The organism is Candidatus Binataceae bacterium, from assembly GCA_035294265.1.
Classification (GTDB): domain Bacteria; phylum Desulfobacterota; class Binatia; order Binatales; family Binataceae; genus DATGLK01.
Genome location: DATGLK010000035.1, coordinates 52,683 through 75,767 on the forward strand (window position 1 = coordinate 52,683; position 23,085 = coordinate 75,767).

Sequence of the window (23,085 nt, forward strand, 5' to 3'; positions counted from 1 at the left end):
TTTTCTTCAGGGTGCACTGACGATTTTCCCCGGAGCTGCGTTTTGTGGCCAATAATCCAGGTCGTGCAGCGGCGAGCTATATTCGTAAGCTCCGCGATGCACCTCGGGCAGCGCGCCCGGCCAGTTCCCATGCATTAACGGTGGCGAGGGCGCGCTCCATTCCAGGGTGTTGGCCAGCCAGGGATTATCGCTCGCCCGCCTGCCCCATCGCGCACTCCAGATAAAGTTTATCAGCAGGATGAACTGCGCTGCGCCCAGCACGAAGGCGCTGATGGTTATAAATACATTAATTGGCTGCAGCGGTTTGAGAAAGTCGTACTGCAGCGGGTTGTAAATCCGACGCATCGCGCCGTTGATGCCCAAAATATGCATGGGAAAAAAGGTGCAGTTGAAGGCGATCAGGGTCAGCCAGAAATGGAGTTTGCCCAGCGGCTCGCTCAGCATGCGGCCGAACATCTTCGGAAACCAAAAGGTAAGTCCGGCGAAAATCGCGAACAGGCTGCCACCGAACAGCACGTAGTGGATGTGGGCGACGATGAAATACGTGCCGTGGATATACATGTCCACTGGCGAGGCCGCCATAAAGATTCCCGACAGACCGCCGATTACAAACATCCCGACAAAGGCCAACGCGTGCAACATCGGGGTGGTGAAACGCAAATCACCACGGTACAGCGTGCCCAGCCAGTTGAAGGTCTTCACCGCCGAGGGCACCGCGATCACCATGGTCGACAACATGAAGCCGGTGCCCAGGGCCGGATTCATGCCAGACTGAAACATGTGATGGCCCCACACCAGCCACGACAACAGGGCGATCGACATCATCGCATAGGCCATTGCGCGATAGCCAAAAATCGGCTTGCGCGAAAAAACTGCGATCACCTCCGAGGCGATCCCCATCGCGGGCAAGATCATGACATACACCTCGGGATGGCCGAAGAACCAAAACAGATGCTCCCACAACAGCGGCTCGCCACCGCCCTGAGGCAAAAAGAAATGGGTACCCGCCATCCGATCAAAGAGCAGTAAAGCGCAGGCAGTAGTCAGCACCGGCAGCGCCATCAGGACTAGAACCGAGGTGACTAGCAGCGCCCAAATCACCAACGGCAGGCGAAAGAAAGTCATCCCGCGGGTGCGCATGTTGACGATGGTGGTAATGTAATTGATTGCCCCCATCAGCGAGGACAGGCCCAGCACGATCAGGCTGATACACCACAGGTTCTGGCCCCAATCCACGCCGGTATAGCTGGCCTGGGCCGAGAGCGGAGCGTAAGCGGTCCAGCCGGTGGCTGCCGCGCCGCCGGGCACAAAAAAAGAGGACAGCAGGATAGCTCCGGCCAGCGCCCCGGTCCAAAACGACAACATGTTGAGGCGGGGAAAGGCCATGTCGCGCGCCCCCACCATCAGCGGTATAAGAAAATTGCCAAAGCAGCCCAACAAGATGGGCATCACCACAAAGAAAATCATGATGGTGGCGTGCATCGTGAAGATCGCGTTGTAGGTATTGGGAGGGATAGCGCCCTCGTACATCGTCGGCTCCGGCACCCAGCCCATCAGCGGAACCGCGGTTTCGGGCCAGGCCAGCTCCCAGCGCAACAGCATTGCCATCGCCCCGCCCAGCGCCATCATGAATAAGGCGACGAACAGAAACTGGCGGGCGATCATCTTGTGGTCGGTGGCGAAGATATAGGTGCGCCAAAAACCTGGCGCCCTAGCCTGTGCCACCTTACCTTGGATTGCTACCGCCATCGCGCCGCGCTCCCCACTAGCGATTGCCGGCGTAAAATTGTTTGAGCCAGCTCTGGTAATCAGCCAGCGTCTGAACGTACAGAGTTCCCTTCATCCCGGAATGGCCGAAGCCGCACAACTCGGCGCACGGAATTTCGTATTGACCCACGCGGGTCGCCTCGAACCAGACCTGGATCTGGCGGCCCGGCACCGCATCCTGCTTAAGCCGTAGCGCGGGAACAAAAAAACTGTGGATCACATCGTTCGAGGTGAGCGTAAACCGCACCACTTGCCCCACCGGAACGTGGAAATCGTTCTCACTTACCACGTCGTCCGCCGTGCCCAGGCGACCGTCGGGACCGGGATAGGTTATCTCCCAGTTGAACTGGCGCGCATTGACCTTGTAGAAGTCCTGGCCGGGTGGCCCACCTTCTTTGATTGCGGCCCAACTGGCGCGACTGAGCAGGGCCAGCCCGATCAGGATGGCCGCGGTCACCAGGGTCCACACCGCCTCTAGCCAGGGATTACCCTCGATATAGGCGGCCTTGCGCCCGGGCCGCGAGCGGTAGCGGAGCAGAAACACCAGCATGATCAAGGTGACCAGCACCCAGACCGCGGCAACGATCCAGAAAATCAGGGTAAAGAGAAAGTCGATTCTAGGCGCGTAAGTGGAAACCGCGCGTGGCAGCCACAGATGCTCAAACATGCCGGAACTCCGGCCGATGCTTACCACCAGGCGTTTTGCTCATGGAAGCGGACTGAACGGATGCTCTCAAAATGGTGCGCACCAGCCCCCGCGGCGTTCCCCTTGAGGGCTCGTCCAACTAATACTCGCAAGTGGCGAAATTTAACCAAGCTTAATCGTCACCAAACCAGTGTCAAGTATCGACCATCGCTGTCTACCAGTCCATGCCCCCGCCAGACGGCAAATTGAACTGCACTTGGTCCCATGCCATTTTCGGGCTAAACCAGAACTCTAATGGATGCCCGCACCGCGCCGACTTTAAGCCAGCTTTTTCATAGCCAGGCCGCCCACTATGGCCCGCGAGCCTTTCTTCGCGAGCGGACCGACGGCAAATGGATCGACCACTCCTGGAGCGAGATAGCGGCGGCCAGCCGGCGGCTGCAAACTGGGCTGGCCAGGATCGGGCTTGGGCGCGGGGATCGAATAGCGATTCTAGCCGACAACTGTCCCCAATGGGTGGTCGTCGATCAGGCGGCGCTCGGACTAGGCGCAGTTGTAGTGCCGCTTTACCCCACCAGTTCCAGCGAGGAGATCGGCCACATCGTGCGCGATTCGGGCAGCCGCGTGATCGCGGTGCGCGGCCCGGAGCATCTGCGCAAACTTAGCGCCATCTGCGCCACGATTCCCACCGTCGCCGCGCTGATCGCGATCCATCCTCAGGCCGCCCCAGCCAGCGGCAAGCCCACCATCCTAACCTTGCCACAGCTAAGCGAGGGGCCCGAAGCGCCGCCGCGGGAGGGCAGGCGCGACGAGTTGGCGACAATTATCTATACCTCCGGTACTACTGGCGCCTCCAAGGGCGTGATGCTCACGCACGGCAACCTGCTGAGCAATTGCGAGGCGGCGCTGGCCGCGCTGCAACTTAACGATCGCGACGAGACCCTATCCTTTCTGCCGATGGCTCACTCCTTCGAGCGCACCGCCGGCTATTACACCGTGATGGCGGGCGGGGGCACCATCGCCTATGCCGAGGGGCTGGGGCAAATCGCCGCCAATCTGCTGCAAATCAATCCAACCGTGGTTCTCACCGTGCCCCGCTTGCTGGAGGTAATCCACGATCGAATCGTGCGCACGCTGGACAAGGCTCCCGGCTGGCGCCGTGCGCTGTTCGCCCAAGCCTTGCGAATCGGCGCGCGCGCGGCGGCCTACCACTTTCGTGGCGCGCCCGTCCCACTTTATCAGCGCGTTCAGATGGCGCCGATGCGAGCGCTGGTCCTAAAGCGAATTCGTGCCCTGTTCGGCAATCGCTTGCGCTATCTGATTGCCGGCGGTGCGCCCTTATCCAAAGATATTTTCGAGTTCTTTTCGGCCGCCGAACTGCCCTTGGTCGAGGGTTACGGCTTGACCGAGGCCGCCCCGGTAGTCGCGGTGAATCTACTCGGCCAAACTCGTCCTGGCACAGTCGGCCGCCCGCTGGCGGGAATCGAGGTGCGCCTGGCCGGGGATGGCGAGTTGCTGATTCATGGCCCGAACGTGATGCAGGGCTATTTCAATCTGCCCGCGGACAGCCGCGAGGCGATCGACGAGCAGGGATGGCTGCATAGCGGCGACATCGCAACCATCGACGCCGACGGCTATATCGCGATTCGAGACCGCAAGAAGGAGATTATCGTTTTGTCGGGCGGCAAGAACGTCTCGCCCGCGGCCCTCGAAGCCAAGCTACTGGCCGACCCGAGCATCGCCCAGGCCTGCGTGGTGGGCGACCGGCGCAAACACCCCGCCGCGCTATTGGTCCCGCGGTTCGAGCGGCTGGAGGAGTTTGCCCGCCAGCAGGGGCTGGGTGACAGAAGCCATCAGGAGTTGCTGGAGGAGCCGTTGGTACGCGACTGGTATCATCAACGCATGCGCCAAATCAACCGCCAGTTGGGCGATTACGAGCGCTTGGGTAGCTTCATGCTGATAGCCACACCCTTCACCCAGGAAAGGGGCGAGCTTACTCCCACTCTGAAGCTGCGCCGCAAAGCGATCGTCGAGCATTATCGGCGAGAGATCGATCAAATGTACGAAGGCTGACTGGGTACCCGAGTCGCTGAGTTCGGGCGGCCCCCCGCACCTATTTGCCGGCCAGCACCTGCTTGATAGTGTCGAGCAAAGTGGCAGGTTCGAGCGGTTTGCCCACGTGGGCGGCGAATCCCGCCTTCAAGGCGCGCTGAATGTCCTTATCGCTGCTGTAAGCGGTAACGGCAATCATCGGCACTGGGCGCAGCTCGGGAATGGCCTTGCTCCAAGCCACGAATTCGTAACCATTTAGGCCGGCCAAACCGATGTTGCACAGGATACAGTCGGGATGCCAATTGCCAAGTGTGCTCCAGCCTTCGCTGGCATGCGAACTCATCCGCAAGTCGGCACCCGCCATTTGCAGTACGTACTCCAGTGCTTTGCGGGTCTCCTCGTCGTCGTCGAGCACCAGCAGTTTCTTGCCCTCCAGGCGGCGGGCGATCGGTGGCTTGTGGAGCTCCGCGGCCGGCTCCGCCGGCTTCAGCATTGGCGGTCCAATCAAGGGCAAGCTGACAACAAAATCTGCGCCCTTGCCCACTCCGGAGCTTTTCGCGTCAATCGTGCCAGCGTGGCTTTCGACCACGTGTTTGGAAATTACCAACCCCAGGCCCAAACCCGCCTGTCCTTGGAGCGAATCCGGTTCAAGCTGAGAAAAGGCCTGAAATAGCCGCTGATGCTCATCGGTGGTAAAGCCACGACCACTGTCGTGCACGATTACCTCCGCCCGATGCTCGCGCTGACGCGTCTCCAACTCGATTTGCCCACCCTCATCGGTATAGCGCAGCGCATTGTTGAGTAGATTGGTCAGTACCTGCTCCAGTCGCACCCGGTCACCCCTTATCCACAGCTCGACCGCAGCGGGCTTGAGCCGAAACTCGATCTTCTTACTTCGCGCCTGCTCCATAAACGTTTGCGCGCAGGCGGCCACGATCGTGCCCAGTTCCACCACCTCGAGATTAATTTGAAACTTACCCGCCACGATCCGCGAAACATCCAGCAGATCGTTGATCAACGCCGCTTGCGCATGCACTCCGCGATGAATCGCGGTCAGCCCTTCACCCAAGGTACGCTGATCTATCTGCTGACGTTCTAATGCGGCCAGAAGTGCGTCGGTCCAGATCGAGATCGAGTTGAGCGGCCCGCGCAGCTCATGGGAGAGTACAGCCAAAAACTGATCCTTTGCGCGGCTGGCAGCCTCGCTCTCCTGCAGCCTGCCTTTAAGCTCGGGATCCAGGCTCCGCGGCTCGTATGAATTGTCAATCTCGGCAACCATCTCCTCGTCGCCACACGCATAGCGCAACCAATGGCTGGCCACAATTCGCAATTCCCCAGCTTTGCCGATGTGAACCAGATCCCCCTGCCACGAACCAACCTTGCGAAACTCCGCTCGGATCTGTCCGAGCGGAGTTGGAAATATGGTCCGCAGGAGCTGATGACTCACTCTGCCCAGTGCCTCGGCTTTGGTGTAACCATAGAGATCTTGCGCGCCCGCGCTCCAATATACGATTCTGTCTTCCGAATTGCGCACGAAGACGTGTGCCGCGCTCATAATCCCTAATGCGTCCAACCGAGCGGTCACTTTCTCACGATCGAAATGGAATCGGTGATCGGACTGGGACGTTTGCTTACCCATTTTTTCCTGACCTGCGTAGAGACCAGCAGATTAAAAGTCTAGCGCACGGGGGAAATGCCTAGGACGCCGTATATACTGAATTAGTTAATTAAACGTAATTGTAAGTGAAAATGAGATAGTAATATCTCACGCTTCCAATGATAGTAGGCAGCAACTAAAGTTTATTCGAAGCAAGGTCTAAATAAGCGAATGCCACTCCGGGCATTTGTGTGTCAGTATTGCGTTTGTTGTCTCAAACGAGCTCGAAATTAACCCCAGCGTCTTGGTTGTGCGCTCTTTACCGCTTCCTTGGGGGCAGCAAGCAAGCGAAACGACTGGTGCTCGCGCGGCGTCATCGCGTTTTTTCGTGCCGTCGCGTTGCTATTGTTGTTTCGGGAATAGTGTCTTCGGCTCAGTCACTCGCGCCCGCCAACTCGATAACATAGCCGTCAGGATCCGCGACGTAGACATACGGATAACCCGGCGCATGCTCGCCTCGCCCTACAAATTTACCGCCCGCTTCGACCGCGGCAGCGGTCACTTCCTCCAGTGACCCTTGGTCGACCCGAAAGCCCAGATGCTGCAAGCCGGCGGCGCCGATCGGGAGGGTCTGATGCAAGGTGATCACCTGATGGGTGTGCGAGCTCAGGAAGAGCATCGTCCCCTCGCGGAAATCCTCGTGCAGGCCGAGCGCTTGGCGATAGAAGCGCGCGGAACGATCGAGGTCGGCCACATTGATGTGAAAATGGTTGAGAGATGCCTTGATCATAAGCTCCCCCTGCCAGGATCGCGGACAACCCTGGACAAAAACTGATGGTATCAGCTTCTCCACCTAATAAAAATGACTACTACACCAAGCAACCCGGTCAGCGAAACTTTAGCGAACACCTTCCCGTCTCGGGCCGGCATCTCGCTTGACCCCGGCGCTACCTGAGGGTCTGGAATTGTTGGTGCGAGAGGGGGGACTTGAACCCCCACGCCTTGCGGCACCGGATCCTAAGTCCGGCGCGTCTGCCATTCCGCCACTCTCGCGGATCGGAGAAAGAACCCGTCGTGCGCCCCTACCGACAGGGGTCTGACCCCTGCCGAGGATGATTGTGACATAACAACGAAACCCTCAAAAGGCTGGTCCGCGAACATTGAACGAACGCAGCGTCGGAGATCCCGCTATCAGGAAACGTCACCCTGTCAGCGCGGTCAAAGGACGCTGCACAACCCCTCAGCGGACGATGCCGCGCCGGCGCAAGTCGTCGATCGCTTGGGCGGAGTAGCCCAGCTCGGTCAGCAGCGCCTGCGTATCCTGACCTAAATCCGGCGCCGGGCGCAGCGGTTGCCGCTCACCCTCCAGTCGAATCGGCGAGGCGACCGCTCGAATTCGGCCGCGCCCTGGATGGTCGGATTCCACGATGCGCTCCTGCTCGCGCACGAAACCGCTCTCCAGCGCTTGGCGCACGTCTTTGACCGCCGCTGCCGGTACGCGCCCGGCAAAGCGCGCCAGCCACTCGGCGGTGGGTCGAGTCAGTAAGATCGCTTCCAGCTCGTCATTGAACTGCGCGCGATGCTGCAGGCGGGCGGCGAAATTGGCATAGCGCGGCTCCTCGATCCATTGCGGCCGGTCCACCAGCCGCGCCAGCTCGGCGAAGAACTTCTCCTTGTTGCACATAATGAAAATCCAGCCGTCGGCGCTGCGATAGAGCTGGCTTGGGACGAGTGAGGGATGACCCGAGCGAGGCTGGCGACCCGTGAGCGCGCCCGCATTAAGATACCAACTCGCCACATAGGAAAGCGTGTGCAGGGCGGTATCGAACAGGCTCACGTCCAGGTCACGCCCGCGCCCGCCGGCGCGCACCTCGATAATCGCCGCCAGCAGGGCCATCGCGGCTACCGTTCCCGCCATCAGATCAACCACCGACAAGCCTGCGCGGGTGGGCGGACTGTCAGGCTCTCCAGTCAGGCTCAGGAACCCGGTCTCCGCCTGCATCAAGTAGTCATAGCCCGGCCATGCGGCCCGCTCGCCCTTGCGCCCGTAAGCCGACAGATGGACGCAGACCAGTTTGGGATTGATCGCGCACAAGCTGGAATAGGTCAGTCCCAGCCGCTCCGCCACGTCGCCACGCAGGTTATCGAAGAGCGCATCGGCGCGCGCCGCCAGGGCGCGTAGAATGTCGCCGCCTTCGGGGGTGCGCAGATCGACCGCCAGACTACGCTTGTTGCGATTGAGGGCCTCGAAAAACAGGCTGTCGCCGTTGGCAAAGAAATGCGGCCCGACTGTCCGGCTGACATCGCCCCCCTCGGCCAGATTTTCCAGTTTGATTACCTCGACTCCCAAATCGGCCAAATGCTGGGTAGCGAACGGCCCAGCGCCGTACTGCTCCACCGCGATTACCCGAATACCCTGTAACGGCAACCCCATCGCCAACACACTCCAGTAGAGTTGCGTACAGTCTTGCGGTTGTCGGCGGCGAGAACAAGGCGACGGAGGCGAGTCAACTCGCGCTGGCGCCGAAACTTACCCAAATTGACCTTCCTTGGCTTCGAAAGTCGGAACAGGATGCGGTATCATTAAGTAGACCCACACCCTGGTTCTTCCCCAAGGAGTGGCAGCTTGAGCAATCCGACCTGGAAGGCGTGGGACATGTTGCGCTTGCTCCGCCATGGCGGGCCCGCTCTGTGTAACGTCGCGGTGACCAACGCCTGCAACGCCGCTTGCGCTTTTTGCAATTTTTCCCGAACCAAGACTAAATCCAAGGATTGGCGCTGGATCGACGCCGACCGCTTCCTCCCGGCGCTGGATATTCTGTACCAGCGCGACATTCGCTACTTAGCCTTCTTTGGCGGCGAGCCTTTGCTGCATCCCCGGCTGAGCGAAATGGTCGCGGCGGCAATCGGCAAAGGGATGGGAGCGCTAGTGATCACCAACGGCTGGTTGCTGCCCAGCCAGTTGAACAAGCTGGCCGCGGCCGGACTGAAGGTGATGTTCATTTCCATCGACGCACCCGCGATGGCGCGCCACGAGGCCAATCGCGGCCTCAAAGGGCTGGAGGAGCGGATCAGGGAAGGGATCGGCGCGATGAAAGCCTTGGGAATGAGCGCCTTCGCTTCGGTCACGATGAGCAAACTTATCGATGATTACCGCGCGCTGGTCCCGCTGCTGCGGGAACTGGGTTTCCGGGCGGTAACTTTCTCCTATCCGCAACAAACCCCTCACGGCTCGACTTCGCTCATCTGGTCGGAAGACTGCGAGCTGCTGGATTTCACTCCCGCGCAGCTTTCTCAGGCCTTCGACCAGGTTGATGGCCTGCGCGCCTATTTTCCGGTCACCAACCCCAGCGCCTCCATCGCCGACATGAAACGCCATCTGCGAGGCGAGCGCGAACGATTCACCTGTCACGGCGGTTATAAGAGCTTTTACATGGATTGGAACTACGATATCTGGCGCTGTGAGGCCTGGAACGAGCCGTTATGCTCGGTATGGGATTTTGCCAACACCCCGCTGGTGCGCGACGGCTGTACCGCCTGCATCGCCGATTGCTACCGCGATTCCAGCGTGATGCTGCAATTCGCAGTCGCCCTGGGCGACAGCCTCGACCATCTCACCCAAGGCCGTCCGCTGCAGGCACTCAAAGTCCTGGCCGCGCGACGCAACCTGACTTCGCTGGGAGCCGTGATCGCCAACAGCCGCCTGATGCCGCGCTTGGCCGCGCGAGGTTAGGCGCGCCCCTACAGTATCGCGGCAAGAACCTCCAAGTCATGCCAATTTCCAGCAAGCTGGCGCTAATCGCCAATCTCAAGCATCCCGGCGAGCGAATTTTCGGACGCTGTGTGCTGGAGCGAGTACTAATCCTGTGCGAGCGGGCCGGCTGCAACCGTTTCGTGATCGTCTTAAACGACTTGCCGCGCCCAGCCGTCAGCAGCGCGTTGGGAGCCTATCGTGGCGATTCACGGGTATCGATGGTACCCAACCCACGCGACGCGTTCGCCGATCTGGACGGCCATCGGAGCGGACTTTTGATCTCGGGCGACCTGGTTTTTTTCCCCTCGCACCTGCGCGCGCTCGAAACTCAGGCCGCCACAGCTCCGGATCAGCTTGCCGGAATTGCGAGCGCCAACTCACCGGCAACCAGCTTTATCGCGGCGGGAACACTCGAGCGCCTGAAAGAAGCCTTGGAGGCAAGCCGGAGCTTCACGAGCGCTGGCCTACTGCCTTTCACCCTGGAGCACGATGCTATCGATCGCGTCGAGGCTCAGCGCCGGCTGGCAATCGGCGTCAGAACGCAGAGCGCGGCCCGCGACTCTTTCTTGGCACGCGCACTCGATCGCAAGCTTTCCTGGCAGCTGAGTCTTCCCCTGGCTGGCACCCGGATTACGCCGAACCAGATTACGATCGTCAACTCGATGCTTGGCGTGGGCGCGGCCTGGCTATTCGCGCTGCCTCATTATTGGTACCGGCTGGCGGGCGCCTTGCTGTTTGTGGTGATTACCACTCTGGACGGAGTCGACGGAGAAGTCGCGCGGCTTAAGCTTTTAGAGAGCGAGTTCGGTGCCCAACTCGACATTATCAGCGACACCATTGTCAATTTCATCGTATTTATAGGGATATATATTGGCTGCTACCGAGTCGGCGGCAATTCCACCTACCTCCACCTGATCGCACTTTTGGCCGGAGGCTACGGTTTGTGCGCATTGGTATACTTTTGGGCGGTAGGGAGCGCCGGGGCGGCCAACGACCGCTGGGCACAGGTGATTGATCGCTGCACCTCGCGCGATTTCAGCTACCTACTGTTGGCTTTTGCCCTGCTCGACATCCTTCCGGCATTCGCCTGGGGAACAGCGCTTGGCAGCTACCTATTCGCGATCGGCCTAGCGCTGGCGGTCGTCCTCAAGCGGTCCGGCGGCGTGAAAAAGGCGCCGCAACTCGCGGCTGCGTTGTCTCCCCCAGGTCAGCGAGAGAGGGCTTAAAGCAAATAACCTCAGACCATACGGGTCAACTGCCCCAGGTTCTCCGCCACCGCCCCCAGCGAATGCGCTACGCTGCGGCGCGCGAGCAAGCCGGCGGCCTGCCCTACTCTGCCCTGGGCCAAAGCCCGGGCTGCGTCCGCGACCGCGATCCCCGCATGCATCAGAACGCTGGTGTCGCGATAGCAGGAAATCATGCAAGCGGTACATCGATCGCGCCGGTCGGAAATTTGCTCGAAGTCGAAGACCGAGCCCATCGGTTCCTTCCAGTCCTCGCATCGCCAGATGTTGAGATCCCAGTCCAGGTAGAAGTACTTGTGGCCACCCACGCAGGGAAAGCATTCGCGCTCGCCGCGGATGTGGCGCTCGATCTCGCTTAGCGCGGCGCTGGAATTAAGCACGCGGAAGTTGTGCTTGAGCGCCTTGATCGCGGCGAGCGCCGCTATTAGTTCGCCATCCTCGAACTTGAGCAGGTCCGAATTCTGGTCGTAGATCAGGGAGGATGAGCCCAAGGCCGCGCGCCGCGGATAGCAGAAGGTGACGGCGCTGAAGCCCATCGGCCCCAGCAATTGAGGCAGCTTATCGTATTGGACCAGGCGGCTCATAGTAACCGACGCGATGGGCGACAGGCCGCCTTCGCGCGCGATCTTGAGTCCCGCAATCAGGCGCTGGCCCAGTCCCGGCAGACCGCGATTTTTCTCATGCAGGGCCATCGAATGGCTGTCGATCGAGACCAGCAGCGAGTTGAGACCAGCGGCGATAAGGCCGGGCAGCTTTTGGGGCAGGTACCAGCCGTTGGTAATAATCGTGGGCCGCATCCCCGCCGCCCGGGCATCGGCTACCATCCGCTCAATCTCCCGATGCATCAGCGGTTCGCCGCCCTGAAAGTTGAGATAGCGAATTCCCCGCCGATACATGATGGGCAGGGCACGCGCCATGGCGTCGCGGTCGATCCAGCGGCGCTGCTCGACGCGGTGTTTGCTGCGCGCGAAGGAGCAGAAGTCGCAGGCGGCATTGCAAGCGTTAGTCACCGACACATCGCACGCGGCCGGCATCAGTTGCCAGCGGCCGCGTCCTCGCGCGCTTGCCTGGAGCCCGTTTGTCGCCATTGCGCCAGCTTCCCTCTCTTCAGTGCGCACTTCCGTGCCGATACTCCAACGTTACCACAATGACCGGAGCAGCGCGCGAAAGCTCGCTGCGACACTCTTGCCCTGCCTTAGGGGAGGATAGATAACAAGATTCAAGTTTTCATGAATAAAAAGCTCTCGGCCGCCCTCGACAAGGCTACGAATCAGGCCGGCGGCGAGCGTGCGCGCGCGCAGCGCCAGCCTTGGTTGCAAAACCTCCTTGCTCTGCTGCTTTATGCGACGGCGACCTGGGCGATTGTTGGACGAGCGCTGCTCAGCCGCGGATTTTCCTGGCGCCTGGGAGAATGCGCGCCTTGCGATCCTGATGTGTACCTGTGGGCTTTGGCCTGGTTTCCCCATGCCCTACGTCACGCCCTCGATCCTCTCTTCACACGCGCGGTTTACGCGCCCGGCGGTTACAATCTAGCTTGGTCGACCTGTATCCCGGGCGCCGCTCTGCTGATGGCGCCGGTGACGGCCGTCCTGGGGCCGTTGTTTTCCTACAATATCCTGACCCTGGCCGCACCAATGGCCGGTGCCTTCGCTACCTTTGTGCTCTGCCGTCTAGTGACCGACACATTCTGGCCCTCGGTGGCTGCCGGTTGGCTGTTCGGCTTCAGTCCCTTCGAACAGGTTCAACTCCCCAACCATCTCCATCTGGCGCTCGACTTCCTGCCGCCGCTGCTGCTCTACCTGGCGCTGAAGTACTGGATGGAACGGCTCCCGGCCTTCAAATTCATTGCCTGGACCGCAATCTTGCTGGTTGTGCAATTTTCCTTAAGCCCGGAAATTTTTGCCGACACCATCGTGTTTTCGGCAATCGCCTTCACGGTCGCCTATCGTATGGTTGAGCCGCGGGCCCGCGTCGCGCGGCTGATACGCATGTCGATTCTGGCCCTGACTTTGGCCACGCTAACGCTGATTCCCGCGCTCGCCGCCACGGCAAGCTCCGGCATAGGCCTATTGCCGGTGTTCAACCCCGCCCATTGCTCGGTTGATCTGAGCAATTTTTTTCTGCCCGGCGTCGGATGGCTGAGCAAGTGGCCCGCACTGGCTCGTCCGACGCAGCGGCTGGGATGCGAACCGGCCGGATTCATGGGATTGCTGCCGCTGATAGCCCTACTTTTTTTGGTGGGAACTGGCGCACATGGCCCCGCTCGCTTACTGGTAACCATGCTGGCGATAGTGTTAGCGGCCGCGCTGGGACCAGTGGTGCGTTTCCAAGGCCGCGCCTGGTTGCCCGGGGTGGGATTATTGTGGCTGCCGTTCCCGCTTATCAATAACGCCCTACCCGCCCGCTTTATGCTGTTTTCCTTTCTGCTGCTGGCGCTGATTTTGGCGCGATGGTTAGCGGAGCGGCGCTGGGAACTGGCGCGCTGGACGATTGCGGCGGTAGCCCTGGCCATGCTGCTCCCCGGGCCGCAATTCAGTGCAGTGATTAAGCCGTACATCCCGGGCTTCATCGCCAATGGTGACTATCGCCGTCTGCTGGCTCCAGGCGATACCGTGCTGATTTTACCGTGGGGGGAAGACGGGCAAGGAACGCTGTGGCAGGCGACTAGCGCCTTTTATTTTCGCCTGGCGGGAGGTTATTTGGGCGCGGTCACTCCAGCCGAGTACCAGCGTTGGCCGATTGTGCGTGCGCTGGATCGCGATGGTCCCTATATTCTGGATGACGGCGCTCAGTTGCGCGCCTTCCTGAGCGCCCATCGCGTCCGCGCAGTAGTCGTCAGCCAACCCGATTACCCACCGTTAGCAAAGCTGTGCGCGGCCCTGGGGGTGGCGGGACGCAGGCTTGACGGGGTTCTTTTTTTCGACCTCCGCAACGACCAGGGGTCGCCGGCCAAACCGGCGGACGCCGCCGCGATGGACCTGCGATATAATGGTGCGCGACTCGCCGCCCTGCTCGGCGCAGCGAACCGCTATCTTCGTTCAGGTCGACCGCTTGAGACTTTGTCGGCTAGCGCCGCGACCGAAGCAGGATTGCTATCCTACGACGACGTAGGTGATCCCGCCGCGCGCCAGATTCCCGATCTGCCGCTAGTTGGGAGGATTTTAGGATGGCCCGCGATTTCACGCTTGACCTATGCATTGGCGGGTCACGGGTGGCTGCGCAGCCGCCTAGCGGCTGAATTGAGACCCGGTGTTACGATGGCACTGACGACGGCGGGAGTATGGTTGGGACCATGGCCCGGCGGGCGGATAGCTGCGGGCGTGATTTGCGACCCGGCAACCGCACGTGTCCTGGCAGGTCGCTACGCCCATAGCGCCAAAAGCATCTTTTATCCCTACCCCGCCACCTATCGCGATCTGGGCGAAGCGGGGCGGCCGCACTTGCTGCTGCTGACTTTCACTCCGGAGACAGTCGGAGCGCTGGCAAATCAGCGTTCAGCGGCCGAGCGGCGAGTTGCCGAACTCCTGATGGAGCCGGATTTCCGCGGCTTTGGCCTCCTGCGCAGTGGAGTAACGACCCACCCGCACGCGGTACCAGGTCTGCCCCGCCATCTGAGTCTGCACGATAAAGGGCTGAAATCCCCGTGCGCGTAATTTGGCGGCCATCTGCTCGGCTCCCTGACGATCCATCACCGCATCGATTTGAACGCTATAAGGCTCGGGGTGGGCGGCCGGGGCCAGTTTGGGCTGAGTATTGAGGGCTACTTTCTTTCGCGCGGCCAACGCGGCGCGCTTGGTTGGCAAATGATCGTTGGTCCCGCCCGGCGCGGGTGCTACGTAGTCCACTGAAGGAGGTGGCAGCGCGCCACTCACGTCGGGTGCCACCGGAATGCGCTCGGGTGCGGGATTACTCAGCCGGCTGGAGCCCGCGCTTCGTTCGCGCAGGCTGGCCAGAGTCTTGTGCAGGTGATCCGAGGCAGGCGCTGGCGCGCCACCGCTATCGCCTACCGGCATCCCGGCCGGCGGCATCACCGCTGCGTCGGGCGACACCGGTGGGGCGTTGTCAGGCGCGGGAGCGCTGGCGCTGTCGGCCAGCGGCGCGCCAGCACCGGGAGCGCTAGATGCCGCGGTCGCCGCCCCTGAGAGGGCCGGCGCCGGCGGCAACGCCACGCTGCTGGCGGTCTGCTCGGCTGGCGGCTCCTGGGTGGCCAGTTCGTGGCCTGCCACCAGACCTAGGCCGAAAACGGCCCCAGACAAGCCCACTAGACCGATTAGGATAACGATTGTTCCGCCCGCACCGATTTCAAACCGCATCACCGACGCCCCATTATATTTGAGCCCAGGACTTCGCTGGCTGATTGATGTCCCCAGGCTTACATCCGCTCCGGCGCATTGACTCCCAAAAGCTTAAGTCCGCTTGCGATTCCCTCCTTGAGCAAACCCGCCAGGAACAGGCGAGCCTGACTAAGAGCCGCATCGTCGCTTATTATACGATTACTTGGCTTATTGTAGTAGCGATGAAATTCCCCCGCCAAATCCAGCAGAAAAAACGGGATTCGATGGGGTTCGAGTTGGGTTACGCTCTCAGCTACTACCTCGGGTAACTGCAGCAGATGGCGCGCCAACGCTAACTCCTCTTCCGACCAGCGGCTCAGTTCCAAGGCCTGTAAGTCGGCGGGCACAGCCAGTCCGACCTTGGCGGCCTCGCGAAAGACACTGGCCAATCGGGCGTGTGCATACTGGACATAGAAGACGGGATTTTCGGGCGCCTGGCGTTTGGCTAAATCGATGTCGAAATCGAGATGGGTATCGCTTTTGCGAAAAAGAAAGAAAAAGCGCGCCACATCGCTGCCAACTTCGTCGATTAGCTCGTCCAGCGTGACGAAGGTCGCCTTGCGCGTGGACATTTTAACTTTTTCGCCCCCCCGGGTCAGGGTCACGAATTGATAAATGATCGCCCGTATCCGCTCCACCCCATATCCCAGAGCGGCGACCGCCGCCATCACGCCCTGATACTCGGCGATATGGTCGGCTCCGAACACATCGACAATGAGATCGAATCCGCGCCGCAGCTTGTCGATATGATAGGCAATATCGGGAGTGCGATAGGTCGGCTCGCGCTCTGGGCCGGAGCGTACCAGGACGCGATCCTTGTCCAGTCCCAGCGGCTCGCCGCGCAACCACAGCGCACCCTCGTACTCGGCCACCAGATTGCGCGCGCGCAAAGCCTCGATCACCGCATCGACCTGACCGCCGCGGATTAAATCAAGCTCGTTGGTAAAGAGGTCGAACTTGATCGCCAACCGCTCACAGGTATGACGAATATCAGCGAAAATCGCGGCTTCGGCGGCCTCCTTGAAGGGCTCCGGCGCCGCTGTGTTGGCCAGAGCCGCGCCGTGGCGAGCGACTAGATCGCGCGCGATTTCACGAATATACTCGCCCTGGTAACCGTCCTCGGGCATCGCAGCCTCGTGCCCCAGTTCCTGCAGGTAGCGCGCCCGCACTGATTCCGCCAGCATCCTCATCTGACGGCCGCCGTTGTTGAAGTAGTACTCGCGCACGACTTCGAAGCCGGTGGCCTCATGGAGCGCCGCCAGGGTATCGCCCAGCACCGCGTTGCGACCGTGCCCCACGGTTAGCGGCCCGGTTGGGTTGGCGGAAAGAAACTCGACGTTAACTTTGCGCCCGCCACCGATTTGCGGGTACCAGAAGCGCGCGCCGGCGCGGGCCGCCTCGCGCATCCGCTCGTGCCAAAAGCTCGGGGCGAGGCGAAAATTGATAAACCCCGGCCCAGCTATCGTAACTTCACTCAGCTGCGGGTCGCGGGCCAGATAGCGGCAGATGGTGTCGGCAATCGCGCGCGGCGGTTTTGCTTCGGCCCGCGCCAGAATCAGGGCCAGATTGGTGGCGGCATCGCCATGCCTGGGATCGCGCGGGGCCTCGACGGTGAATTGCGGGGTAGGCGCGTGCAGCTCGCCCGCCTCACGAGCCCGGCGCATCGCCTCCTCAAGCAGCAGAGTTAATATTTCTTTCATTGCACGAGCGGCTTGGCAGCATCGTGCCAGATAGCCGCCCCGCTGTTAAGGACGTAGCCCTGTCCAGACCGTAATTGGTACAGTTCTACTTACGCGACCACTTGGGGTCGCGCGACAGCGTGGGGTATCCCGACCCCACCTGAATCAGGACGCCATGAGCCGAGCGCGGCGAGATAAAAGCCTCATGTGAATCGGGCCCCCATTGCCGTTCGCCGACAATTCGCACTCCACTGGCCTTAAGCGCGGCCAACGTCGCGGCAACCTCGGGTACCCGAAAAGTCACGTGATGGACTCCTTCGCCGCGCTGGTCGATGAAGTGCTGAACAAACGAGTCCTCGCCTACCGGCTCGATCAGCTCGATAATCGTGTCACCAAGCTCGAAATTGAGTACCCGAAAGCCTTCTTCCGCGCGTTTGCTCTCAAACAGGAAACGCGCACCCAAGGCCGTCTCGAAGAAGCTTCGTGCCTGTTCGGCGCTGCGCACCGCGATAGCAATATGGTCGAGATTAGTCAGCCCCGCAGTAGCTCGCCGTGGCCGCCGAGTCGGTTTATTGACGGCTTTGCCAGCACCGATCGAGCCGCCAGCCTTGGCCGGACGCGCTACCAGAGAAAGCTCTCCTTGGTACGATAAATCACCGGTTTAACTCACTAAGAAGGAACTATCCGACAAAACCTATGAGTTTGGAAGCTTACGCCACAGCGCCGTCAATCTGCGACATAGCCGTGCGGAAGTAAGATAAGCAAGGATTGCGCCTACAAATAGTTCGTGCCACGGCGAAGCATTTTGCACAAGATTCGATTTTTGCGAAATCGATCAGGCCATTCGTGTGACCAAGGCGCAGGATGCCGAAAAACTCGGCTCGAAGGAGGTCGAGACGGTGCTGAAAATGGCAGCCTACACAAAAGATGGCGGCTTTCCTTGATCCTTCCTCCCCGAGCAGCGGAGATAAGCGAGCCTCGGCAGGCTGCCAAGACTCTTCCTACGGCCTGCTTAAACCTGGCATACCAATTGCTCCTAACGTTAGACAGTCGCGGTTGCCAAGAACAGCGACATTAAGAAGTCAAATAGACAAAAATAGACAAGCGGAGGATTTTCAGCAATGAAGGCCATCAAAACCGTACTGACCGCAGCGGCGTCGGCGCTCGCACTCAGCGCGGTGGCAATTCCTACCTGGGCTAGCACGATGCCTACCCCGACCACTCAGAGCCAGGCCCGCCAGCTACTGGATCGCGTCACTCATGAGGTCGATCAAACCTCTTTCGGGTTTATCAATAATCCGCAACCTGAGCGTCAAGACCCCTATATGAGCGAATACAGCGCCGGGCTCAAGGCGTATCAAAGCGGCAATTACGATGCGGCTGTTAAGGCCCTAAATCAGGCCGAACAGGATATGAAGACCACGCGCGAATGGGCTGAGCGCAGGTAGTTTCCAACTAGGTTGGCGGCGATGGGCGGGCCCCAATGTAATTGGGGTCACGCCCGCTCCCGGCGGCTTGCTCCTCGCGCTGAGCGAAGTGGGCAAACAGCCAAAGGATTGCGGACGGCCTCCTTCAACCCTCTGTTCCAATAGTGCCTCGCCCGACGCGCTGGTATGCCTATGAAGCGTCTATTTTCATCCGTGTGTATATAGTTGGCATACGCAGATCTCCTCAAATCTAGCGTAGATAAAAGCGCGGCGGGATTATAGTTCGTCTCAATCGATATGGAGCCGCGCAGCCAGGCCGCTGAAGCGCTTGCGTTCTTCGTCGTTGCGCACCGCTTGGGCCAGGGCGGCGCGGGTCCCGACCAGCACGCAGATGCGTTCGGCGCGAGTGATCGCGGTGTAAATCAGGTTACGCCGCAGCATTAGGTGGTGGCCAGGATAAATCGGCATCACCACGGCCGGATACTGACTGCCCTGACTTTTGTGAACCGAGATCGCGTAGGCCAGGGACAATTCTTCCAGCTCGGCCACTTCGTAACGCTGGCGCCCCTCCTCGAAGCTCGCCTCCAGCCACCCGGCGCTAGGCTCGATCCGCGCCACGTGGCCGATCTCCCCATTGTAGATCTGCTTATCGTAGTTGTTACGCAATTGGATCACGCGGTCACCCTCGCGCAACTCGCGTTCGCCCACGCGCCAAGGCCGCCCCTGCTGGTTGAGCACCCGCTGGAGTTCAAGGTTGAGGGCCTGCACTCCCAGCGGGCCCCGATTCATCGGGGTAAGAACCTGAATCTCGGCCGCGCTGGAGAGGCCGAAATGGCCCACCAACCGCTGTGCCACCAACTGCTTGAGGGTGCTTAAAATCTCCTCTGGAGTGTTGCGCTCGAAGAAAAAAAAGTCGCCGTCCGCGCGATTACTCAAGTCGGGCGCCTCGCCGCGGTTGATGCGATGGGCATTGGTCACAATGAGACTCTGGCTGGCCTGGCGATAGACCTGATGGAGTTCCACTACCGGCGCCAACCCGGAACATAGGACGTCGTGCAATACACTGCCCGGCCCCACCGAGGGCAGTTGATGGCGGTCGCCCACCAGCAATAGCGTGCACCCCGGTGCCAGCGCGGCCAGAAGGCTGGAGAACAACTCCAGATCCATCATCGAGGCCTCGTCCACGACCAGGAAACTGGTGCGCAAGGGGTAGAGCGGGCCACGGATGAATTGCCCGCTGTCGGGCGAATATTCCAACAACCGGTGCAGAGTACGGGCTTCGCGGCCGGTCGCCTCGGCTAGGCGGCGGGCGGCGCGGCCGGTGGGTGCCGCCAACAGCGGACGCACGCCCAAGTGGTCGAGCGCCGCCAGCAGTGCGCGCAGCAGGGTGGTTTTGCCCGTCCCCGGACCTCCGGTAATCACTGCCAGCTTGCTGCGCAGCGCGCAGCGCAAGGCCGAGAGCTGTTCGGCCGAAAGCTTGATCGCCACCGCCTTGGCGGCGGCCGTCAACGCGCGTTCCACCGCCGCGGGTGCGATGGCTCGCCCCTGGCTCAGACGCCGCAGGCATTGGCTGACGTTGACTTCGGCTTCGTGCAGCCGGCGCAAATAGACCATCGGTTCCGCGCCTTCGGACTCCAACACCACTTCGCCAGTTTGAACTAGTTCGGCCACCGCCTGCGTGGCCAACTGCGGACTCATCTCCAAGGCGCGATGAAATTCATCTTCCAGGTAGGCCACCGGCATGCAAACGTGCCCGTCTTCGGCCATTCGCTCCAACAGATACATCGCGGCACCGCGCGCGCGTTGGATCGAATTGCGTGCGATTCCGACCTGCTCGGCGACCAGGTCGGCGGTGCGAAAGCCGATTCCCGTAACCGTGCGAGCCAGCAGATAAGGATCGTTGCGAATCACTTCCAGGGAGCGGCTGCCGTAGAGCTTGTGAATGCGGCGCGCGTGGTGAGCCGCGATACCGTGGCCGCGCAAAAAAACCATCAACTCGCGCAAGCCGGTGCGGTCCTGCCATACGTTTTGAATCTGGCGCACGGTAACCGGACCCAACCCCTTGACCTCGCGTAGGCGGTGGGGCGCGTGGTCGAGGATCTCGACCAGGCTGGGACCGAAATGGTTGGCGATTCGCTTGGCCAGCGCGGGCCCCACCCCCTTGATTTGGCCCGAAGCCAGGTAGCGCTCCAGCGCGGTCAGTTCGGCGGCCTTGAGAACCTCGCTGTCGGTGATCCGAAATTGGCGGCCGAAGCGCGGATGATCTTCATAAACCCCGCTCAGGCGCAGCATGCTCCCAACCAGCGGATCGGGCAGGAAGCCGACTACTACCACGCTTTGGTGCCGCTGCTCGGCATCCTCAATCCCAAGGCGCGCGACTACATAGCCGCTGTCGTCATTGACGAACAGGATCTGATCGAGCACGCCCTCCAGCGTTTCGCTCGCCGCCATCGGCGTAGCCATCACCATCTCGCCCTCAGGCCGAGCGCGCCTGCCGACCGCGCCGATGGGCAGCCCGAGTCATGCCGCCGAGGGCTGCTCCGACAAGCCGCGGGCCGCGCCTGCACCGTCGGCGACCCGGATCGGCAGCACCACCAGGCTGTAGCCCTGCAACTCCAACCAATGTTGGATTTCGTAGGCAGTCTGATTGTGCAAAAAGCGATTGAGAAAACCGTCATGCTCGGAGATAAGCTTGCCGGCGAAGAAGACGGCATGGGGAAACTCGTGGGCGACCTGCAGGCACAGGCGGCGCAGCTCCAGGATGGTATCGGTGCCCACCGACAAGCGCAATTCGGCATGAAAGCCAAGGTTGGAGGCGAAGCGGCAGTACTCCTCCAGATCGTCGCGTAGGGCCTTTTCCATCTCGGCCAAGCGCTCGTGACTACCCAACTGAGCCGAATCTACCTCCGCCACCGAAACGAAAACCAGGTTAAGAAACTGGCGACCAAACAAGCGTGGGAGGGCGACGATCGTCCCCAGTCCCAGACCGTTGAAACCGTTGACCAGGATTATCGCGGTGGGGGCCTTGGGGTCGTATTCACTGGCCGGTTGCTGGTCGGCTGCGAAGAGCTGAGGGACGATTTGCACTTCGAGCTGCCCCACCGCCTTGGCCACATTGGCGTAATGCTGGCGCACCACTAGGCATAAGGCCACCAGACTGCCGGTCATCACCACCGTAACCCAACCGCCCTCGTCGAACTTAAGCGTCAGCGTGATAAGCAGGATGCTGGCCGTGAACAAGCATCCGAGCCCGTTGATGCACAGCTTGCGCAGCCAGGCGCGCTCGGCGCGCCGGCTCTGCCACCAATGCACACTCATCCCTAGCTGGGAAAGCGTGAAGGTCACGAATACGTTGATTGCATACAGCACGACCAGCACGTCCACGCTGGCGCGCGTGGCGAGCAGGATAACCCCCGCCGTCAGCCCCATCGCGAGCACGCCGTCCTGGGTCACCAAGCGAGTGCTGAGATAGGAGAAGCGGCGCGGCAACCAGCGGTCATGGGCCATGTTGGCGAGCACACGGGGGCCGTCGATAAAGCCGGTCTGCGCCGCCACGAACAGCAGCGCCCCCTCGGTCAGCAACGCGAAGGTGATGAAGGCGCTACCCACCGGCAAGCCGCCCAGATGCCAACCACCTGCCAGCCGCTCAAACATCACTGCGTTGAGGGTCTTGCCGTGCTCGGGCTCGACGTTGACTAGCAGGTAGCCGATCAGGATGCCGCCGGCGATGAACGCTAGCGAGATCGCCATGTAGATCATCGTATGTTTGCCGGTGACGGTGCGCGGTTCACGTAGAATGGGCAGGCCGTTGCTAACCGCCTCGATCCCGGTGTAGGTGCCCCCGCCCAGGCTGTAGGCGCGCAGGAAGATAACCGCCAGCGCGACGAATCCCAGGCTGGCGATCCCACTGTGGACCTGCGCGACGGCGTCGCGCATCACCATCGGCAATTCCGCCCCCCGGGACACCAGAGCATAGGCGATGATGAAGACGTGAACCAAGACGAAGGCCAGGAAGATCGGCAGCAGCGTCATCACTGACTCTTTGATGCCGCGCAGGTTCATTCCCACCATCAGCACCACGATCAGCAGGCAGAAGAGCAGCTTCCAATGAAGGATGCTGGGCGGCAAGAAACTGAACACCGCGTCGGCGCCGCTGGCGATGGAAATCCCCACCGTCAGCACATAATCCACTACCAGCGCACAGCCCGAGACCAGGCCCAGGTGGCTACCCAACAATTTGCTGGCAACCAGGTAGCCGCCCCCGCCATTGGGGAATAAATCAATGGTCTGGGAATAAGAAGCCGAGATGACGAAGACCGTCAGCGCGGTCATCAACGCCATGAACACCGCCAGGTATTGATGATGCCCCAGGGCCAAAAAGGCCTCCTCGGGGCCGTAGCATGAAGAACTCAAGCCATCGGAGCCCAGCCCCACCCAAGCCAGGAACGCGATCAGGGACAAGCGATGGAAGACATTGGGGTCGTGCAGATCGCGCGGCGGACCAATCAGGAGGTTGGTCAGGGTGCGCTTGTTGTCTTTGGAACCTTCGCCAGATTGATTATTCAGGCTCATCGTTGATTCGAGG

Annotated in this window: 15 protein-coding genes and 1 tRNA gene; 4 read left to right on the forward strand and 12 right to left on the reverse strand. The window is 60.9% G+C overall.

The genetic code is table 11. The features are described 5' to 3' along the window. Positions 1–6: 6 nt before the first annotated feature. Complete coding sequence (locus VKV28_06525) at positions 7–1,749, reverse strand: cbb3-type cytochrome c oxidase subunit I (protein ID HLH76451.1); 1,743 nt, start codon at positions 1,747–1,749, stop codon at positions 7–9. A 16-nt stretch (positions 1,750–1,765) separates the two neighbouring features. Then, complete coding sequence (coxB, locus tag VKV28_06530; GenBank protein ID HLH76452.1) at positions 1,766–2,434, reverse strand: cytochrome c oxidase subunit II; 669 nt, start codon at positions 2,432–2,434, stop codon at positions 1,766–1,768. A 273-nt stretch (positions 2,435–2,707) separates the two neighbouring features. Here coxB and VKV28_06535 point away from each other — a divergent pair, with 273 nt between their 5' ends. Continuing rightward, a complete protein-coding gene (locus tag VKV28_06535; protein HLH76453.1) occupies positions 2,708–4,486 on the forward strand; it encodes a long-chain fatty acid--CoA ligase in 1,779 nt (592 codons plus the stop codon). A 40-nt stretch (positions 4,487–4,526) separates the two neighbouring features. Here the strand turns inward: VKV28_06535 and VKV28_06540 are convergent, their stop codons facing one another. The 4 genes from VKV28_06540 to VKV28_06555 form a co-directional block, all read right to left on the reverse strand. Further along, positions 4,527–6,020, reverse strand: a complete 1,494-nt coding sequence (locus VKV28_06540; protein ID HLH76454.1) for an ATP-binding protein — start codon at positions 6,018–6,020, stop codon at positions 4,527–4,529. 475 nt (positions 6,021–6,495) lie between these two features. Then, positions 6,496–6,852 carry a VOC family protein gene (locus tag VKV28_06545; GenBank protein ID HLH76455.1) on the reverse strand — a complete coding sequence of 119 codons (357 nt, stop codon included), beginning with the start codon at positions 6,850–6,852 and terminating at the stop codon, positions 6,496–6,498. A gap of 179 nt (positions 6,853–7,031) precedes the next feature. Further along, positions 7,032–7,115, reverse strand: a tRNA-Leu gene (locus VKV28_06550). Between the two features lie 187 nt (positions 7,116–7,302). Continuing rightward, a complete protein-coding gene (locus VKV28_06555) occupies positions 7,303–8,496 on the reverse strand; it encodes a CoA transferase (protein ID HLH76456.1) in 1,194 nt (397 codons plus the stop codon). A 192-nt stretch (positions 8,497–8,688) separates the two neighbouring features. Between VKV28_06555 and VKV28_06560 the strand changes: the two genes are divergently transcribed. Together VKV28_06560 and VKV28_06565 are read left to right on the forward strand one after the other, a co-directional pair. After that, positions 8,689–9,795 carry a radical SAM protein gene (locus tag VKV28_06560; protein ID HLH76457.1) on the forward strand — a complete coding sequence of 369 codons (1,107 nt, stop codon included), beginning with the start codon at positions 8,689–8,691 and terminating at the stop codon, positions 9,793–9,795. Between the two features lie 38 nt (positions 9,796–9,833). Beyond that, the gene (locus tag VKV28_06565) at positions 9,834–11,042 is read left to right on the forward strand and encodes a CDP-alcohol phosphatidyltransferase family protein (GenBank protein ID HLH76458.1); all 1,209 of its coding nucleotides are present in this window, start codon (positions 9,834–9,836) and stop codon (positions 11,040–11,042) included. Between the two features lie 11 nt (positions 11,043–11,053). Here VKV28_06565 and VKV28_06570 read toward each other — a convergent pair whose 3' ends face one another. The 4 genes from VKV28_06570 to VKV28_06585 all read right to left on the reverse strand — a co-directional run bounded on the left by VKV28_06570 (position 11,054) and on the right by VKV28_06585 (position 17,578). Further along, the gene (locus tag VKV28_06570; GenBank protein HLH76459.1) at positions 11,054–12,148 is read right to left on the reverse strand and encodes a radical SAM protein; all 1,095 of its coding nucleotides are present in this window, start codon (positions 12,146–12,148) and stop codon (positions 11,054–11,056) included. Positions 12,149–14,554: 2,406 nt separating this feature from the next. Continuing rightward, positions 14,555–15,373, reverse strand: a complete 819-nt coding sequence (locus VKV28_06575) for an SPOR domain-containing protein (GenBank protein HLH76460.1) — start codon at positions 15,371–15,373, stop codon at positions 14,555–14,557. Between the two features lie 59 nt (positions 15,374–15,432). After that, positions 15,433–17,094 carry an arginine--tRNA ligase gene (gene argS, locus VKV28_06580; GenBank protein HLH76461.1) on the reverse strand — a complete coding sequence of 554 codons (1,662 nt, stop codon included), beginning with the start codon at positions 17,092–17,094 and terminating at the stop codon, positions 15,433–15,435. Positions 17,095–17,179: 85 nt separating this feature from the next. Continuing rightward, entirely contained in the window at positions 17,180–17,578 is a 399-nt protein-coding gene (locus VKV28_06585) for a VOC family protein (protein HLH76462.1), read from the reverse strand. 616 nt (positions 17,579–18,194) lie between these two features. Here VKV28_06585 and VKV28_06590 point away from each other — a divergent pair. Then, positions 18,195–18,521: a hypothetical protein gene (locus tag VKV28_06590; protein ID HLH76463.1), complete on the forward strand. Its 327-nt coding sequence runs from the start codon at positions 18,195–18,197 to the stop codon at positions 18,519–18,521. A gap of 267 nt (positions 18,522–18,788) precedes the next feature. Here the strand turns inward: VKV28_06590 and VKV28_06595 are convergent, their stop codons facing one another. Continuing rightward, positions 18,789–20,951, reverse strand: coding sequence for an ATP-dependent RecD-like DNA helicase (locus tag VKV28_06595; GenBank protein HLH76464.1), 2,163 nt, complete (start codon positions 20,949–20,951; stop codon positions 18,789–18,791). Positions 20,952–21,020: 69 nt separating this feature from the next. After that, a complete protein-coding gene (locus VKV28_06600) occupies positions 21,021–23,072 on the reverse strand; it encodes an APC family permease (protein ID HLH76465.1) in 2,052 nt (683 codons plus the stop codon). Between the last annotated feature and the right edge of the window lie 13 nt (positions 23,073–23,085).

Excerpts from the sequence above, each read along its gene's own strand:
- VKV28_06525 (HLH76451.1), bottom strand. The coding sequence starts at position 1,749 with ATGGCGGTAGCAATCCAAGGTAAGGTGGCACAGGCTAGGGCGCCAGGT.
- argS (HLH76461.1), bottom strand. The coding sequence starts at position 17,094 with ATGAAAGAAATATTAACTCTGCTGCTTGAGGAGGCGATGCGCCGGGCT.
- VKV28_06570 (HLH76459.1), bottom strand. The coding sequence starts at position 12,148 with ATGGCGACAAACGGGCTCCAGGCAAGCGCGCGAGGACGCGGCCGCTGG.
- VKV28_06575 (HLH76460.1), bottom strand. The coding sequence starts at position 15,373 with ATGCGGTTTGAAATCGGTGCGGGCGGAACAATCGTTATCCTAATCGGT.
- VKV28_06540 (HLH76454.1), bottom strand. The coding sequence starts at position 6,020 with ATGAGCGCGGCACACGTCTTCGTGCGCAATTCGGAAGACAGAATCGTA.
- coxB (HLH76452.1), bottom strand. The coding sequence starts at position 2,434 with ATGTTTGAGCATCTGTGGCTGCCACGCGCGGTTTCCACTTACGCGCCT.
- VKV28_06535 (HLH76453.1), top strand. The coding sequence starts at position 2,708 with ATGGATGCCCGCACCGCGCCGACTTTAAGCCAGCTTTTTCATAGCCAG.
- VKV28_06555 (HLH76456.1), bottom strand. The coding sequence starts at position 8,496 with ATGGGGTTGCCGTTACAGGGTATTCGGGTAATCGCGGTGGAGCAGTAC.
- VKV28_06595 (HLH76464.1), bottom strand. The coding sequence starts at position 20,951 with ATGGCGGCGAGCGAAACGCTGGAGGGCGTGCTCGATCAGATCCTGTTC.
- VKV28_06565 (HLH76458.1), top strand. The coding sequence starts at position 9,834 with ATGCCAATTTCCAGCAAGCTGGCGCTAATCGCCAATCTCAAGCATCCC.
- VKV28_06545 (HLH76455.1), bottom strand. The coding sequence starts at position 6,852 with ATGATCAAGGCATCTCTCAACCATTTTCACATCAATGTGGCCGACCTC.
- VKV28_06600 (HLH76465.1), bottom strand. The coding sequence starts at position 23,072 with ATGAGCCTGAATAATCAATCTGGCGAAGGTTCCAAAGACAACAAGCGC.
- VKV28_06590 (HLH76463.1), top strand. The coding sequence starts at position 18,195 with ATGAAGGCCATCAAAACCGTACTGACCGCAGCGGCGTCGGCGCTCGCA.